Annotated in this window: 20 protein-coding genes; 14 read left to right on the top strand and 6 right to left on the bottom strand. The window is 64.4% G+C overall.

The features are described from left to right. Positions 1 to 29: 29 nt before the first annotated feature. The 3 genes from FJ959_RS04620 to FJ959_RS04610 all read right to left on the bottom strand — a co-directional run bounded on the left by FJ959_RS04620 (position 30) and on the right by FJ959_RS04610 (position 2,394). On the bottom strand, positions 30 to 734 hold the full coding sequence (locus tag FJ959_RS04620; RefSeq protein ID WP_140491302.1) for a glutathione binding-like protein: 705 nt from the start codon (positions 732 to 734) through the stop codon (positions 30 to 32). 192 nt (positions 735 to 926) lie between these two features. After that, entirely contained in the window at positions 927 to 2,135 is a 1,209-nt protein-coding gene (locus tag FJ959_RS04615) for a beta-ketoacyl-[acyl-carrier-protein] synthase family protein (protein WP_140582895.1), read from the bottom strand. A 4-nt stretch (positions 2,136 to 2,139) separates the two neighbouring features. Next, on the bottom strand, positions 2,140 to 2,394 hold the full coding sequence (locus FJ959_RS04610) for an acyl carrier protein (RefSeq protein WP_140491308.1): 255 nt from the start codon (positions 2,392 to 2,394) through the stop codon (positions 2,140 to 2,142). A gap of 202 nt (positions 2,395 to 2,596) precedes the next feature. On the opposite strand from FJ959_RS04610, the gene FJ959_RS04605 reads away from it, so the two are divergent. Genes FJ959_RS04605 through FJ959_RS04585 form a run of 5 tightly spaced genes read left to right on the top strand, consistent with a single transcriptional unit; the run spans position 2,597 to position 4,992 of the window. Continuing rightward, positions 2,597 to 3,439 carry an urease accessory protein UreD gene (locus FJ959_RS04605; RefSeq protein WP_140514399.1) on the top strand — a complete coding sequence of 281 codons (843 nt, stop codon included), beginning with the start codon at positions 2,597 to 2,599 and terminating at the stop codon, positions 3,437 to 3,439. A gap of 28 nt (positions 3,440 to 3,467) precedes the next feature. Next, a complete protein-coding gene (locus FJ959_RS04600; RefSeq protein WP_013891781.1) occupies positions 3,468 to 3,770 on the top strand; it encodes an urease subunit gamma in 303 nt (100 codons plus the stop codon). 10 nt (positions 3,771 to 3,780) lie between these two features. Further along, complete coding sequence (locus FJ959_RS04595; RefSeq protein ID WP_140582892.1) at positions 3,781 to 4,035, top strand: DUF1272 domain-containing protein; 255 nt, start codon at positions 3,781 to 3,783, stop codon at positions 4,033 to 4,035. Between the two features lie 51 nt (positions 4,036 to 4,086). Beyond that, complete coding sequence (locus FJ959_RS04590; protein WP_140582890.1) at positions 4,087 to 4,680, top strand: HupE/UreJ family protein; 594 nt, start codon at positions 4,087 to 4,089, stop codon at positions 4,678 to 4,680. Positions 4,681 to 4,686: 6 nt separating this feature from the next. Further along, positions 4,687 to 4,992: an urease subunit beta gene (locus tag FJ959_RS04585; RefSeq protein ID WP_140491317.1), complete on the top strand. Its 306-nt coding sequence runs from the start codon at positions 4,687 to 4,689 to the stop codon at positions 4,990 to 4,992. An 80-nt stretch (positions 4,993 to 5,072) separates the two neighbouring features. Here the strand turns inward: FJ959_RS04585 and FJ959_RS04580 are convergent, their stop codons facing one another. Both FJ959_RS04580 and FJ959_RS04575 read right to left on the bottom strand, forming a co-directional pair. Continuing rightward, entirely contained in the window at positions 5,073 to 5,561 is a 489-nt protein-coding gene (locus FJ959_RS04580) for a hypothetical protein (RefSeq protein ID WP_140628717.1), read from the bottom strand. 132 nt (positions 5,562 to 5,693) lie between these two features. Beyond that, positions 5,694 to 6,059 (bottom strand): hypothetical protein, encoded by a 366-nt coding sequence (locus FJ959_RS04575; protein ID WP_140491321.1) that lies wholly within the window; start codon positions 6,057 to 6,059, stop codon positions 5,694 to 5,696. A 164-nt stretch (positions 6,060 to 6,223) separates the two neighbouring features. Between FJ959_RS04575 and ureC the strand changes: the two genes are divergently transcribed. From ureC to FJ959_RS04530, 9 genes are all read left to right on the top strand, one after another. Further along, a complete protein-coding gene (gene ureC, locus FJ959_RS04570) occupies positions 6,224 to 7,939 on the top strand; it encodes an urease subunit alpha (RefSeq protein ID WP_181172003.1) in 1,716 nt (571 codons plus the stop codon). A gap of 126 nt (positions 7,940 to 8,065) precedes the next feature. Next, on the top strand, positions 8,066 to 8,554 hold the full coding sequence (locus FJ959_RS04565; RefSeq protein WP_140491324.1) for a DUF29 domain-containing protein: 489 nt from the start codon (positions 8,066 to 8,068) through the stop codon (positions 8,552 to 8,554). 50 nt (positions 8,555 to 8,604) lie between these two features. Then, positions 8,605 to 9,198, top strand: coding sequence for a hypothetical protein (locus FJ959_RS04560; RefSeq protein ID WP_140554597.1), 594 nt, complete (start codon positions 8,605 to 8,607; stop codon positions 9,196 to 9,198). 45 nt (positions 9,199 to 9,243) lie between these two features. After that, positions 9,244 to 9,849 (top strand): glutathione S-transferase family protein, encoded by a 606-nt coding sequence (locus tag FJ959_RS04555; protein WP_140628712.1) that lies wholly within the window; start codon positions 9,244 to 9,246, stop codon positions 9,847 to 9,849. Further along, on the top strand, positions 9,846 to 10,427 hold the full coding sequence (gene ureE / locus FJ959_RS04550; protein ID WP_140625193.1) for an urease accessory protein UreE: 582 nt from the start codon (positions 9,846 to 9,848) through the stop codon (positions 10,425 to 10,427). Before FJ959_RS04555 ends, ureE begins: the two co-directional genes overlap by 4 nt. Beyond that, complete coding sequence (locus FJ959_RS04545; RefSeq protein WP_140514382.1) at positions 10,420 to 11,091, top strand: urease accessory protein UreF; 672 nt, start codon at positions 10,420 to 10,422, stop codon at positions 11,089 to 11,091. The genes ureE and FJ959_RS04545 overlap by 8 nt, the downstream gene beginning before the upstream one ends. Then, a complete protein-coding gene (locus tag FJ959_RS04540; RefSeq protein ID WP_140491332.1) occupies positions 11,088 to 11,528 on the top strand; it encodes a DUF3995 domain-containing protein in 441 nt (146 codons plus the stop codon). The genes FJ959_RS04545 and FJ959_RS04540 overlap by 4 nt, the downstream gene beginning before the upstream one ends. Continuing rightward, positions 11,525 to 12,166 carry an urease accessory protein UreG gene (gene ureG / locus FJ959_RS04535; protein ID WP_140491334.1) on the top strand — a complete coding sequence of 214 codons (642 nt, stop codon included), beginning with the start codon at positions 11,525 to 11,527 and terminating at the stop codon, positions 12,164 to 12,166. Before FJ959_RS04540 ends, ureG begins: the two co-directional genes overlap by 4 nt. Positions 12,167 to 12,243: 77 nt before the next feature. Then, positions 12,244 to 13,011 carry a class II aldolase and adducin N-terminal domain-containing protein gene (locus tag FJ959_RS04530; protein WP_140524180.1) on the top strand — a complete coding sequence of 256 codons (768 nt, stop codon included), beginning with the start codon at positions 12,244 to 12,246 and terminating at the stop codon, positions 13,009 to 13,011. Positions 13,012 to 13,014: 3 nt separating this feature from the next. Here FJ959_RS04530 and FJ959_RS04525 read toward each other — a convergent pair whose 3' ends face one another. After that, on the bottom strand, positions 13,015 to 13,647 hold the full coding sequence (locus FJ959_RS04525) for an HAD family phosphatase (RefSeq protein WP_140628709.1): 633 nt from the start codon (positions 13,645 to 13,647) through the stop codon (positions 13,015 to 13,017). Positions 13,648 to 13,842 lie beyond the last annotated feature (195 nt).

The following is a 13,842-nucleotide window of genomic DNA, read 5'->3' as shown; positions in this document are numbered from 1 at the left end:
ATCCCGCGCCCCAGGGCGGCCGGGCCGCTTCAGCCCTTTGCCGGGATTGTCAGGCCCTTCTGCACCGCCGGCCGAGCCAGGCCGCGCTCCAGCCATGCCGCCACATGCGCGAAATCATCGAAGCCGACGAGGTCGCGCGCTTCATAGAAGCCGATCAGATTGCGCACCCAGCCGATGAGCGAGATGTCGGCGATGGTGTAGTCATTGTCCATGATCCATCGGCGGCCCTTCAGCCTGCCGTCGAGAACGCCGAGCAGGCGGCGCGATTCATCGCGGTAGCGTTCCAGCGGCCGCTTGTCGGCGATCTCGCGGCCGGCGAATTTGTGGAAAAAGCCGACCTGGCCGAAGATCGGGCCGACGGCCGCCATCTGGAAGAACACCCACTGGATCGTCTCGTAGCGCCGCGCCGCGTCCGCCGGGACGAGCAGGCCGGTCTTGTCGGCGAGGTAGAGCAGGATGGCGCCGGACTCGAACAGGCCGATCGGCTTGCCGTCGGGACCGTTCGGATCGATGATCGCCGGTATCTTGCCGTTGGGATTGAGCGACAGGAATTCCGGCGTCCAGCTTTCGTTTTTGCCGATGTCCACATAGTGCGGCTCGTAGGCCAGGCCGATCTCTTCCAGGGCGATCGATATCTTCACCCCATTCGGGGTCGTCGCCGAATAGAGCTGGATCCGGTCCGGGTGCCTGGCCGGCCAGCGGGCGGTGATTGGAAAGGCGGACAGGTCGGCCATCGAGAACTCCTGGGCGGGATTTCGCACCGAGCGGCGCGGTCTGGGTGGGGTCGGCAAAGAATTAGGCGTACGCCCCGGCACGATCAATGCGGCGTCAGGCGTTTGGCCGTGCACGCACAGTCAACAAATCGAATGATGCCGGCATCGGGAGCCGGCAGATTGACCTGCCGGGGCAGAACACGATCGCCGGGATCAGATCGCCTTGAAGGCCAGCACCGCATTGGTGCCGCCGAAGGCGAAGCCGTTGCTGATGGCGGCGCGCACCTTGCGCTCGCGCGCGACGTTCGGCGTCACGTCGAGATCGCAATCGGGGTCGGCCTCGCGGAAATTCGCCGTGGGCGGCACCACGCCCTCTCGGATCGCCATCACGCAGGCGATCATCTCCAGCCCGCCCGAGGCGCCAAGGCAATGGGCATGCATCGACTTGGTCGAGGAGACGGAAAGCGAGCGCGCGTGCTCGCCGAAGACGCGCTTGATCGCGGCGGTCTCGATCTGGTCATTGGCCTTGGTGCCGGTGCCGTGCGCATTGAGGTAGTCGATGTCCTCGGGATTCAACCCGGCGTCCGCCAGGCAGAAACGCATCGCCGCTTCCGGCCCTTCTATGGTCGGCGCAACGATGTCGGAGGCATCGGCCGAGAGGCCGGCGCCGACGATTTCGGCGAGGATGTTTGCGCCGCGCGCCACCGCATGGTCGTAGCTTTCCAGAATCGCCATGCCGGCGCCTTCGCCGAGCACCAGGCCCTGACGGTCGGCCGAAAACGGCCGGCAGGTATCGGGCGACAGCACGCGCAGAGCCTCCCACCCCTTCAGCACGCCCCAGACCAGCGGCGCCTCGGTGCCGCCGGCGACCATGACGTCGGCGCGGCCGAGCCTGATCTGGTCGACCGCCGATGCGATGGCGTGGTTGGCCGACGAGCAGGCCGAAGTGACGCCGAACACCGGTCCGCGCAGGCCGAGATGCATGCTGACCTGGCCGGCGGCGGCGCCCGGCATGACCTTCGGCACCGTGAAGATGCCGGCGCGATTCTTGCCCTCGATCAGGATGGCGCGATAGTTCTCCTCGACCGTCTCGAAGCCGCAGACGCCGATGCCGATAACGGCACCCATGCGGTAGGTATTGTCCGCATGGGCGGCCAAGCCGGACTGCTGTAAGGCTTCGCGGGCGGCAATCACCGCCAACAGGCTGAAACGGTCCATCGAGACCAGCTGCTTGCGCTCGATGCCATGGTCGGGCAGCCCCTTGATCTCGCAGCCGATCTTGACCTTCAAATCGTGCAGGAACGGGTTATCGATGGGGCCGATCGCCGAGCGGCCGGCGCGCATCTCGGTCCAGATCGCCGGCACGTCGGTGCCAAGCCCGCACAAACCGCCGATGCCGGTAATGACGACGCGCTTGTGCATCCGGTCAGGCTTTTTTCGCGATCAGCGCGCGAACGGCCTCGACCATGTCGCCAACATTCTTCAGGTTGCTCCAGGCATCGACCGTGTTCATCTCGATCTCGATGCCATACTGCTCCTCGAGATCGAAGATGATCTCGGTCAGTTCCAGCGAATGGATGCCGAGCGCCGTCAATTCGGTGCTGGTGGTGATCTCCTCGCCGCCCGGCTCGGCATGAGCCTTGATCTTTTCGATGATTTCGGTCGCCAGTTGGTCAGCCATTCGGTTTCTTCCCCACTTTGTCGTTTCCCGACGCCAACTGAACAGCGCCTTTTTGTCCTCGATATCAGGCCGCGACCGTCGCCTTGGACCCCCGCCAGGCGTCGCATGAGCGTACCAAGGTGGCTCCCTCTATAGAAACGGAAACGCCATCAAGCAACAAGCTATATATCGACAAAACCGCCGCGGTGCTTAACCTGACGGCGTGGATACGATCGAACATACCGGATTTTCGGCCCCGCCGGCGCAGCGGGCGGCCGGACTGGCGCAGCTCGTCTGCGCCAGTCAAGACGGCCGCACACGGCTGCGCCGCCTCTATCAGGACGGTTCCGCCAAGATAAGGATGCCGGCCGTTTCCGGCGGCCCGCTGGAAGCCGTGCTGATCAACACCGCGGGCGGGCTGACCGGAGGCGACCGCCTCGGCTGGGAGATCGACGTCGGCGCGCATGCCAGCGCCACGATAACGACGCAGGCCTGCGAGAAAATCTATCGCGCCGCTTCCGACCGGGCCGAAGTCAGCGTCCGGCTAACGGTCGGCGAAAACGGCCGCGTCGCCTGGCTGCCGCAGGAGACCATCGTTTTCGACCGATCGGCCTTTGCCCGCACGCTCGACCTTGATCTTGCCGCCGGCGCCGAGGCGCTGGTGCTGGAAGCCACCGTCTTCGGCCGGACGGCGATGGGCGAACGCGCGGTCCAGGGCGGCTTTCACGACCGCTGGCGCGTCCGCCGGGGCGGGACTCTCATCCATGCCGAGGATTTCCGCATCGGGCCCGACATCGCCGCGACCCTGACGCGCCCGCCGATTGCCGGCGGCGCCGTCGCCATGGCGACGGTGCTATTGATCTCGCCGCGGGCGGAAGCGCTTCTCGATCCAGTTCGGGAGATCATCGGCGGCCAGGGCGGCGCCAGCACCTGGAGCGTGCAGGAATCTGGCAAGCTTCTTGCGAGGCTTTATGCCGGCGACGGCTACCGGCTGCGCCAGCATCTGGTTCCGCTCGTCGGCTTGCTCAACGGAAAGGCGGGGCTGCCCAAAATATGGTCACTGTGATCGTGTCCGCATCATTCCAGGGAAACGCATGAACCTGACGCCGAGGGAAAAGGACAAGCTGCTGATCGCCATGGCGGCGATCGTGGCGCGCAAGCGGCTGGAGCGCGGCGTCAGGCTCAATCATCCGGAGGCGATCGCGCTGATCACCGACTTCGTCGTCGAAGGCGCCCGCGACGGCCGTCCCGTCGCCGAGCTGATGGAAGCCGGCGCCCATGTCGTCAGCCGCGCCCAGGTGATGGAAGGCATCGCCGAGATGATCCATGACGTGCAGGTGGAGGCGACATTCCCCGACGGCACCAAGCTGGTGACCGTGCATGAGCCGATACGGTGAGGAGACAGATATGCTTGAGCTGCGCCCGAACTGCGAATGCTGCGACAAGGACCTGCCGCCGGAGGCGACGGATGCGCTAATCTGCACCTTCGAATGCACCTTCTGCGCCGATTGCGTCGAAGACGTGCTCGGCGGCGTCTGCCCCAATTGCGGCGGCAATTTTTCGGCACGGCCGATCCGTCCGGCGGCAATGCTGAAGAAATATCCGGCGTCGACCAAGCGCGTCCTCAAAGCCGAGGGTTGTGGCCCGCGCGAGGCCGCGTGAACGCCAGACGACCCTGATAGGCCAGACGATCCTGATAGGAAAGACGCACCGATGATCTCAGCACAGATGAAACGCACAGCCCTCTCGGCGATTCTGCTCATGGCAGCCGCCATGCCCGCTTATGCCCATGTCGGGGCCGGCACGACCTCCTCCTTCGCGGCCGGCTTCATGCATCCGCTCTCCGGCCTCGACCACATCACGGTAATGGTCGCGGTCGGCCTGTGGGCGGCACAGAAAGGCGGCGAGGCTGTGTGGGCATGGCCGGCCGCGTTCGTCGGCGTCATGCTGGCCGGCGGCGCGCTCGGCATGCTGCATGTGCCGCTGCCCTTCGTCGAGCCGGGCATACTGGCGTCGGTGGTGGCGCTCGGATTGTTCGTGGCGCTGGCCGTCGATCTTCCTGTCACGGCCGGCGTCGCCATCATCGGCGCGTACGCGCTGTTTCATGGCCACGCCCATGGCACCGAAGTGCCGGAAAATGCCGCAGGGCTTGAATATATGGCCGGCTTTGCCGTCGCCACGACGCTGCTGCACGCCGTCGGCATCGCCGCCGGGCTTGGCCTCGGCAGGCGATTTCGCGTGCTCGTGCGGGCCGCGGGTGCCGCCTGCACGGCGATAGGGCTCGGCCTCGTCTTCGGCGCCGTGTGACGAACGATGATCCCAGGTGAAATCATTCCCGCCGACGGCGACATCGACCTGAACAAAGGCCTGCCGACGGTTACGCTCAAAGTGGCCAACAGCGGCGACCGGCCGATCCAGGTCGGCAGCCACTATCATTTCTTCGAGACCAATGAGGGCTTGAAATTCGACCGCGAACAGGCGCGCGGCATGCGCCTCGACATCGCCGCCGGCACCGCCATGCGCTTCGAGCCCGGACAGGAGCGCGACGTTACGCTGGTGCCGCTGGGCGGCAAGCGCGAGGTCTATGGCTTTCAGCAGAAGGTGATGGGCAGGCTGTGAGGCCGAGGGCGTCTCATGCGCGGCGTGCAAAGAGGGCAAAGGGCTTTCGGGCGAGCACGAAAGCGAGTTGTGCCCTCGGCTCAACCGGACGGCTTGGCCGCCGCATAGATGACGATTTTTCCGGGGTCGTCGAATTCCACGGCGAGAACGTCCTGCGCAAGCACGCGTCGCGAGTCGATGGCGTTGAACAGCAGCGCGTTGGCCTCGATCTCCTTGCGCAGCTCCGCAATGTCGTCCTGATGCTGCTTGACCTTGGTTTCGATCGCCGGCGGCGGACCGCCTTCGGTGCGCGCGGCATCGGTCAGGAACACGATGTCGACCTTGTCGAGCTTGGAGGTCTTGCGCACCGTGCCGATGTTTTCACGCGTCCGGTCGATCGCCCTGGCAACTTTGCCCGCTTCGGCATCGCTCCTGGTTTCTTCCTGCTTGACGTCCGAGCCGATGATCCGGTTGACGGTCTCGGGACTTTCGAGTCCTTGTGCGTGAAGGGAGGCTCCGGGGCTGCCCGCCGCCAGCAATGCCATGGAGGCGAAGGCATAGAGCCGTCTCTTGCCGGGGTTGATCGCCATCGCTCGCTCCTGGACGGGTTCATTTCGCGGCGCCGTTCAGCGCCGATAAAACGAAACGGCTCCTGCCCGGCCAAGGTTCCCTTCCAGATAGCGCGGGCGGACCGGACGACGGCCCGCCGCGCAGGCGCGCCGTCAGCTCGCCTTCTTGGTGATCAGGGTCAGGGCGCCGTTGGGCTCCATGCTGGCCGCGACCACCTGCGCCGAGGTCATTCCCTTGGCCTCGAGAGCGGATTTGACCTTGGGCGTGGCATCGATCGAGCTGCGCAGCTTCTGCAGACCGGCATCGCCGCGCTGGGCGATCACCTGATTGACCTGCGTCTGCGTGTCCTTCGGCAGTTCGGTGATGTCGACGATGTTGACGCTCTGGATCGTCGGCGCGGCCTGCTGCCCGCCGGGGGCGGGCGCGGCCGGCGCTGCCGGAGCGGGCTGCTGCTGGGCAATGGCGGCACCCGCCAGCATCAGGGTGGCGGCAGCGGCGAGAACTATCGTTTTGCGCATGGATTTTCCTTCCATCGATTTGGCAAACGGTCGTTTTGGGGTGACCCTCCAACCTCAACCGCCAAATGGGATCAGAAGGTGTCGGCCAGCGGGTCATTGCGTGACCATTGGATGGCAGCAATGTGCAGCGCGGTTTCACCAGCACCGCAATTCGGGAGCAATCACTGATGGCCAGAATAACCCGCGCCGCCTATGCGCAGATGTACGGCCCGACGGTCGGCGACAGGGTGCGGCTTGCCGATACCGAACTCTTCGTCGAGGTCGAGAAGGATTTCACCATTCATGGCGAGGAGGTGAAATTCGGCGGCGGCAAGGTCATCCGCGACGGCATGGGCCAGAGCCAGGTTTCCCGCGCTGAAGGAGCGGTCGACACCGTCATTACCAATGCGCTGGTGATCGACGCCAGCGCCGGCATCTTCAAGGCCGATATCGGCCTCAGGGACGGCCGCATCGCGGCAATCGGCAAGGCCGGCAACCCGGACACGCAGGATGGCGTCACCATCATCATCGGCCCCGGCACCGAGATCATCGCCGGCGAAGGCAAGATCCTTACCGCGGGCGGCTTCGACGCGCATATCCATTTCATCTGCCCGCAGCAGATCGAGGAAGCGCTGATGTCGGGCATCACCACGATGCTGGGCGGCGGCACCGGCCCGGCGCACGGCACGCTCGCCACCACCTGCACGCCCGGGCCATGGCACATGGCGCGCATGATCCAGTCCTTCGACGCCTTCCCGATGAATATCGGCCTGTCGGGCAAGGGCAACGCTTCCTTGCCCGCGGCGCTCGAGGAGATGGTGCTGGGCGGCGCCTGCTCGCTGAAGCTGCACGAGGACTGGGGCACGACGCCGGCCGCGATCGACTGCTGCCTGTCGGTCGCCGACGACCATGACGTTCAGGTGATGATCCATACCGATACGCTCAACGAGAGCGGCTTCGTCGAGAACACGGTGGCGGCGATCGGGGGCCGCACCATCCACGCCTTCCACACCGAAGGCGCGGGCGGCGGGCATGCGCCCGACATCATCAAGGTCTGCGGCCTGCCCAACGTCATCCCGTCCTCGACCAACCCGACGCGGCCCTACACGGTCAACACGCTGGCCGAGCATCTCGACATGCTGATGGTCTGCCACCATCTGTCGCCGTCGATCCCGGAAGACATCGCCTTCGCCGAAAGCCGCATCCGCAAGGAGACCATCGCGGCGGAAGACATTCTGCACGACATCGGTGCCTTCTCGATCATCTCCTCGGACTCACAAGCGATGGGCCGCGTCGGCGAGGTGGCGATCCGGACCTGGCAGACCGCCGACAAGATGAAGCGCCAGCGCGGTTCGCTGCCGCAGGAGACCGGCAACAACGACAATTTCCGCGTCCGCCGCTATATCGCCAAATACACGATCAACCCGGCCATCGCGCACGGGCTGTCGAAGGAGATTGGTTCGATCGCTGTCGGCAAGCGCGCCGACCTGGTGCTGTGGAACCCGGCCTTCTTCGGCGTCAAGCCTGATATGGTGCTGATCGGCGGCATGATCGCGGCGGCGCCGATGGGCGACCCCAACGCCTCGATCCCGACGCCGCAGCCGATGCACTATCGGCCGATGTTCGGCGCCTATGGCAAGGCGCGCACCAACTCGTCGGTAACCTTCGTCTCGAAGGCGGCACTAGAGTCCGGTCTGCACGGCCGGCTCGGCGTCGACAAGCAGTTCGCCGCGGTCGAAAACACGCGTGGCGGCATCGGCAAGCACTCCATGGTGCTCAACGACGCCACGCCGCATATCGAAGTCGATCCCGAGACTTACGAGGTTCGTGCCGACGGCGAACTCTTGACCTGCGAACCAGCGACGGTGCTGCCGATGGCGCAGCGATATTTTCTGTTTTGATAAGATCGCCGCGAGCCATTGCCCTCGTTAAATGCGGCGGTGAGTGGGTTGTGCCGACTGCCCGAATGGGCCCACTCGTTCTCCGCAGGCTTGGAAATTGTGCACTTTGGGAGCAATATCTCCTCAATGAACAAGATATTTCGCAAACAGCAATTGACGCCCTACGAGGCCGACTATGCTCAGTGGTGCGCCGAGCAGGGCGCGTTGCTGCGCGAAGGTCGTCTTTCCGACCTCGATCGTGAGAATGTTGCCGAGGAGATCGAGAGCTTGGGGCGGAGCGACAAAAGGGAAATTGCGAGCAGGCTTGGCACTTTGGTCCTTCACTTGCTAAAATGGGAGTTTCAGTCTGAGCAGCGCAAAACGGGCTGGTTGCTGACAATTCGGGAGCAACGGCTTCGGATTGAGGGCCTGCTTGATGAAAGTCCGAGCCTCAAAAAATATCCTGCGCAGGTGCTCGATCGAGAGTTCAAGATAGCAAGATTAAAGGCCTTGGACGAAACAGGCCTGAGAGATCGGGATTTCCCTGTCCATTGCCCCTATGGGATCAAGGAAATCTTGGACGATGATTATTTCCCAGGATCACCGTGGTCTTCAGACAACCTTATGCGCGAATAGACTGATAGTGGTGTGTTGACGGACGTTCCATCACCTGGCGAGCATTCGGCATGGCCACCGAAATAGCTTCGCCCCACGACATCTTCCCGCATATCCGCATCGTCCTGGGCATGGTGATCGGGCTCGGCGTCGCGCGCCTGTTGTCGGGGGTGGCGCGCATCGTCCAGCATCCCGGCCAGTACCGGCTCTATACGGTGCATCTGGCCTGGGTCGCTTCGGTGCTGTTGATGCTGGTGCATTTCTGGTGGTGGGAGTTCGGCCTCTACGCCATCGAAACATGGACCTTCGGCAAGTACCTGTTCATCATCTTCTACGCCATCACCCTGTTCCTGCTCTGCGCGCTGCTGTTTCCGGATTCGATGCTCGACTACACCAGCTATGAGGATTTCTTCTATTCGCGCCGCGCCTGGTTCTTCGGCCTGCTGGCCGCGACCTACGTGCTCGACGTGATCGACACGCTGCTGAAGGGGCCGGAGCATTTCGCCCGCTTCGGCAACGAATATCTGTTCCGCACGCCGGTCTTCGTCGCGCTGTGCATCGCCGCGATCCTGGTGCGCGACCGCCGGTTTCACATCGCCTTCGTCGCGGCGGCGCTGATTTACCAGGTATCGTTCATCCTGCGGCTGTTCGACACGATCGTATGACGGCCGCGGATGCTCTAGGCTGACCGGGAAAGGCAGGGTTCAATCATGTACAAGGCCGTCGGATCGCGTGGATCCCGGGTCAGCCGTGTTCTGTGGATGCTCGAAGAACTCGGGCAGGCCTATGAATTCGTCGAAATTCCCCTGCGCTCGCCCGAAGCCTATGCGCTCAATCCCTCGGGCAAGGTGCCGATCTTGATCGACGGCGAGCTGACGCTGACGGATTCGGCGGCGATCTGCGTCTATCTCGCCGATAAGCACGCGGACAAGGGCATGGGCGCCAGTCCCGGCCTCGCAGGCCGCGCCGAAATGGATTCCTGGATGCATTTCGCCCAGAGCGAGTTCGAGGCGCCGCTGTGGAACAAATTGCGCCACCGCTTCCTGCTGCCCAGGGAAGTCCGGGTCGACGTCGGCCCCGCGGCCGCTTACGATTTCGCCTCCGAGGTCAAGGCGCTGGACCGCCGGCTTGGCGACAAGCCTTTCGCGCTCGGCGACCGGTTCTCGGCTGTCGACGTGCTGCTCGGCGACATGGGCGGCTGGGCCCGAGCCGGCCGCTTTCCAATAGAATCCGACCGCGTCAACGCCTATTTCGACCGCGTGCTTTCACGCCCTGCCCGTGCCCGGGCGCAAGCCAATGGCGGAGCCATGAAATGAAGCTCAACCTCAACACCGACTTCACGAAGTTCCCGCGCGCCATCTCGGTGCTGACCTCCGGCAATGCCGGCACCACGGCGCCATCCGGCCGCGCGGTTCTTGCCCATGACGAGCGGCATCTGCGCCGCCGGGCGATCGAATTGTCCGATGGCAGCAAGGTACTGGTCGACCTGCCGGAGCCCGTCACCCTCAACGACGGCGACAGGCTGGTGCTGGAAGACGGCCGCCACGTCGAGATCATCGCGGCGCCGGAGGAGGTCTATGATATCCGCGCCCGCGACGCCGTGCATCTGGCCGAGCTTGCCTGGCATATCGGCAACCGCCATCTCGCGGCGGCGATAGAGGCGGAGCGCATCCTCATCCTGCGCGATCATGTCATCAAGGCGATGCTGGAGGGGCTCGGGGCCACGGTGAGCGAGGTTTCCGAACCGTTCAAACCGGTGCGGGGCGCCTATTCCGGCGGCCATGACCACGGCCATGCGCACGCCCACAGCCACGCCGAAGCGCATTCGCACAGCCATTCGCATTCGCACGACCATCACGATCATCACGATGATCATCATGATCACCATGACTGACCAGCCATCCGGGGTCGCCCTGCTGCGATTGATGGCGTGGCTGTCGCCGGTCTTTCCGGTCGGCGGCTTTTCCTACAGCCATGGCCTCGAGCGCGCCGCGCATGATGGGCTGGTGACCGATGCGGCGAGCCTCGCCGCTTGGCTTGAAACGCTGGTCGAGATGGGCTCCGCCTGGAACGATGCCGTGCTGTTCGCGGAGAGCTGGCGCAACGCCCGCGACGGCGGCGATCCGGCCGAAGTCGCCACACTGGCGGAGGCGTTGGCCGGGTCGCGTGAGCGCCATGCCGAGACCATGCTGCAAGGTGCGGCTTTCCTCAAAGCGGCCGCCGCCTGGCCCACTCCCGTGCTGGAGCGCTTGCCCGCCGATTGTGCGTACTGCGTCGCCGTCGGCGCTGTTGCCGGCGGCAATGGTATCGCGCTTCAGGACGCGCTGTCCGCCTTCCTGCAGGCCTTCTTCTCCAATCTCGTCCAGGCCGCGATCCGGCTGGGCGTCATCGGACAAAGCGGCGCGACCAGTTTGCTCGCCGGCTTCGAGCAGCTGGCCCTTGCGACCGCCGCCCGCGCATCCCGCTCGACATTGGACGATCTCGGCGGTTGCGCCTTTGTCTCTGATATCGTGGCGATGCAGCACGAAACCCAGTATTCGCGATTGTTCCGCTCATGATCGTCCTTGCCTTCGTCCTCTCATTCGTCCTGCTGGTGATCACCGCGTTGCACGTTTATTGGGGCATTGGCGGGATATGGCCGGGCAAGGATGCGGCGTCCTGCGCGCATGCGGTCGTCGGCTTTCGCGGCGTCGACGAGATGCCGGCGCCGTTCGCCTGCTTTGCCGTCGCCGCCTGCCTGGCGCTGGCAACGCTCTGGCCGATGGCTCTGGAGGGTGTGTTTGCCTCGCCCTTTCCTGGGCAAGGCCTCGCCGCCACCGCGCTGCTGATCGGGCTGGTGTTTCTCGGACGCGGCATTGCCGGCTTCACGCCCCGGTGGCGCCGGCTGGCACCGGAACAGCCTTTCGCGCGGCTCGATAGGAGCCTTTATTCGCCGCTGTGCCTGCTGATCGGGCTCGGCTTCGCAGTTCTCGCCATCACGGAGTTCCCGACATGACGCAGCCCAACGGTCCCCTTCGCATCGGCATTGGCGGCCCCGTCGGTTCGGGCAAGACGACGCTCACCGAGAAACTGTGCAAGGCGCTGCGTGAGGAATTCTCCATCGCCGTCGTCACCAACGACATCTACACAAGGGAAGACGCCATGATGCTGGCGCGGCTGCAGGCGCTGCCGGAAGAGCGCATCGTCGGCGTCGAGACCGGCGGCTGCCCGCACACCGCCATCCGCGAGGACGCCTCGATCAATCTGCAGGCGATCGCGGAGCTCAACCGCAAATTCCCCGATCTCGACATCATCTTCATCGAATCCGGCGGCGACAACCTTGCCGCCACCTTCTCGCCGGATCTCGCCGACCTCACGCTCTATGTCATCTCCGTCTGCCAGGGCGAGGAGATCCCGCGGAAAGGCGGCCCGGCGATCACCCGTTCCGATTTCCTGATCATCAACAAGAGCGACCTGGCGCCCTATGTGAACGTCAATCTCGACGTGATGGAGAGCGACGCCACCCGCATGCGCGGCAAGCGGCCGTTCGGCTTCACCGACCTGTCGCGCGGCAAGGGGTTGCGGGAGGTGATCGATTTCATCGTCGAGCATGGCGGCTTGAGGCTCGGGACCGCCGCAAGCACGGCGGCGTGAGCCGGCTGCACCAACCGAAACCGGTTGCGGGCACAAGCAGGGCACGGCATTGTTCCTAAAACCCGGAGGATTTTTCGATGAGCATCGCCCGCCTGCAAAAGGAACCGCTGACCAACCTGCCCTTCTACGAGGAGCGCGTCGACCTTGCCTGCGCCTTCCGCTGGACGGCGCGGCTCAACATGCACGAGGCGGTGGCCAACCATTTCTCGCTGGCGGTCAACGAGGACGGCACAAAATTCCTGATGAACCCCAACCAGGTGCACTTCTCGCGCATCAAGGCGAGCGACCTTTTGATGATCGACGCCAACGATCCCGAGACGCTGTCCGGCCCGAATGCGCCCGACCCGACGGCGTGGGGCCTGCACGGCGCCATCCACCGCAACGTCCGCCATGCGCGCTGCGTCATGCATGTGCATTCCATCCACGCCACCGTGCTGGCCTCGCTCGCCGATTCTAGGCTGCCGCCGATCGACCAGAATTCGGCGATGTTCTTCAACCGCCACGTCGTCGACGCCCATTATGGCGGTCTGGCCTTCGAGGAAGAGGGCGAGCGCTGCTCGCAGCTCCTGACCGACCCCAAGGTCAAGGTAATGGTGATGGGCAATCACGGCGTGCTGGTCATCGGCGACACGGTGGCCGACGCCTTCAATCGCATGTTCTATTTCGAACGCGCCGCCGAGACCTACATCAAGGCGCTGTGGACAGGGCGGCCGCTACGCACGCTTTCCGACGCCATCGCCGAGAAGGCGGCAAGCGAAATGGACGACTATCCCGGCCAGGCCGAGCGGCATCTCAGCGAGCTGAAGGCGATCCTCGACGAGCAGGAGCCGGTCTACCGGAACTGAGGTTTAAAGCCCCAGTTCAGCCCGCAATTCCTCGGCGCTGTTGATGACCACCGCACCGGGCGGGCCGTCCATGGGTTTTTCCGGCCAGAAGATCGTCTTCATGCCTGCCGCCAGCCCCGCCATGGCGCCCGGCCAGCTGTCGTCGACCGCCACCGCGTCCGCGGGATCGACATCGGCCAGATAGGCGGCGCGCAGGAACGGCTCGGCTTGCGGCTTGCCTTCGCGCACGTCGTTGCGGCTGATGGTCTTCATGCCTGGATAGATCAGGCCGACCATGTGCAGATTGGCGTCGACGATCATGCGGTCGGAATTCGAGACCACGGCCTGCTGCACGCCAAGTGCGCGCAATTCGTTGAAGATCTCGATCGCACCGGGGCGCGGCTTCAATGTCGTGACAAGCGGCAGATAATGCTCGTATTTATGGACGATCCACTCGTCGAAGGGCAGATCCAGGCCGAACTCGTCGCGCATCATCAGGTAGACCGGCCAGGCAGCGACCCCGAGAACGCGCTCATGCAGGTCGGGCGGAGGCTGAAGGCCGACATTGCGCATCGCCGCCACCAGGGCTGCTTCGTGCAGCGGTTCGCTGTCGACCAGCGTGCCGTCCATGTCCCAGAAAACCGCTTTCGGTGTCATGCAACGCTCCTTTTGGCGTTCCCTTAAAGGGTTTACCCCGCGAGATAAACCATCCGGACGGCAGAACGTGCCACCTGTCGGAACGGAAATCCTCCTTTTGCCTGCCGTGGAATCCCCAGGCCGACGATGATCCGGCCGATCCCACGCCCGCATGCGCAAGCAATTGCCCTGGCGATTTGACAATTGCGCAGCGCG

This window comes from Mesorhizobium sp. B2-2-4, assembly GCF_006442375.1.
In the GTDB taxonomy this organism is placed as follows: domain Bacteria; phylum Pseudomonadota; class Alphaproteobacteria; order Rhizobiales; family Rhizobiaceae; genus Mesorhizobium.
Note: the sequence above shows the minus strand (reverse complement) of the source record. Positions and strands in the feature narration are given on the sequence as shown.

Excerpts from the sequence above, each read along its gene's own strand:
- FJ959_RS04620 (WP_140491302.1), bottom strand. The coding sequence starts at position 734 with ATGGCCGACCTGTCCGCCTTTCCAATCACCGCCCGCTGGCCGGCCAGG.
- FJ959_RS04615 (WP_140582895.1), bottom strand. The coding sequence starts at position 2,135 with ATGCACAAGCGCGTCGTCATTACCGGCATCGGCGGTTTGTGCGGGCTT.
- FJ959_RS04610 (WP_140491308.1), bottom strand. The coding sequence starts at position 2,394 with ATGGCTGACCAACTGGCGACCGAAATCATCGAAAAGATCAAGGCTCAT.
- FJ959_RS04600 (WP_013891781.1), top strand. The coding sequence starts at position 3,468 with ATGAACCTGACGCCGAGGGAAAAGGACAAGCTGCTGATCGCCATGGCG.
- FJ959_RS04595 (WP_140582892.1), top strand. The coding sequence starts at position 3,781 with ATGCTTGAGCTGCGCCCGAACTGCGAATGCTGCGACAAGGACCTGCCG.
- FJ959_RS04590 (WP_140582890.1), top strand. The coding sequence starts at position 4,087 with ATGATCTCAGCACAGATGAAACGCACAGCCCTCTCGGCGATTCTGCTC.
- FJ959_RS04585 (WP_140491317.1), top strand. The coding sequence starts at position 4,687 with ATGATCCCAGGTGAAATCATTCCCGCCGACGGCGACATCGACCTGAAC.
- FJ959_RS04580 (WP_140628717.1), bottom strand. The coding sequence starts at position 5,561 with ATGGCGATCAACCCCGGCAAGAGACGGCTCTATGCCTTCGCCTCCATG.
- FJ959_RS04575 (WP_140491321.1), bottom strand. The coding sequence starts at position 6,059 with ATGCGCAAAACGATAGTTCTCGCCGCTGCCGCCACCCTGATGCTGGCG.
- FJ959_RS04565 (WP_140491324.1), top strand. The coding sequence starts at position 8,066 with ATGAACAAGATATTTCGCAAACAGCAATTGACGCCCTACGAGGCCGAC.
- FJ959_RS04560 (WP_140554597.1), top strand. The coding sequence starts at position 8,605 with ATGGCCACCGAAATAGCTTCGCCCCACGACATCTTCCCGCATATCCGC.
- FJ959_RS04555 (WP_140628712.1), top strand. The coding sequence starts at position 9,244 with ATGTACAAGGCCGTCGGATCGCGTGGATCCCGGGTCAGCCGTGTTCTG.
- ureE (WP_140625193.1), top strand. The coding sequence starts at position 9,846 with ATGAAGCTCAACCTCAACACCGACTTCACGAAGTTCCCGCGCGCCATC.
- FJ959_RS04545 (WP_140514382.1), top strand. The coding sequence starts at position 10,420 with ATGACTGACCAGCCATCCGGGGTCGCCCTGCTGCGATTGATGGCGTGG.
- FJ959_RS04540 (WP_140491332.1), top strand. The coding sequence starts at position 11,088 with ATGATCGTCCTTGCCTTCGTCCTCTCATTCGTCCTGCTGGTGATCACC.
- ureG (WP_140491334.1), top strand. The coding sequence starts at position 11,525 with ATGACGCAGCCCAACGGTCCCCTTCGCATCGGCATTGGCGGCCCCGTC.
- FJ959_RS04530 (WP_140524180.1), top strand. The coding sequence starts at position 12,244 with ATGAGCATCGCCCGCCTGCAAAAGGAACCGCTGACCAACCTGCCCTTC.
- FJ959_RS04525 (WP_140628709.1), bottom strand. The coding sequence starts at position 13,647 with ATGACACCGAAAGCGGTTTTCTGGGACATGGACGGCACGCTGGTCGAC.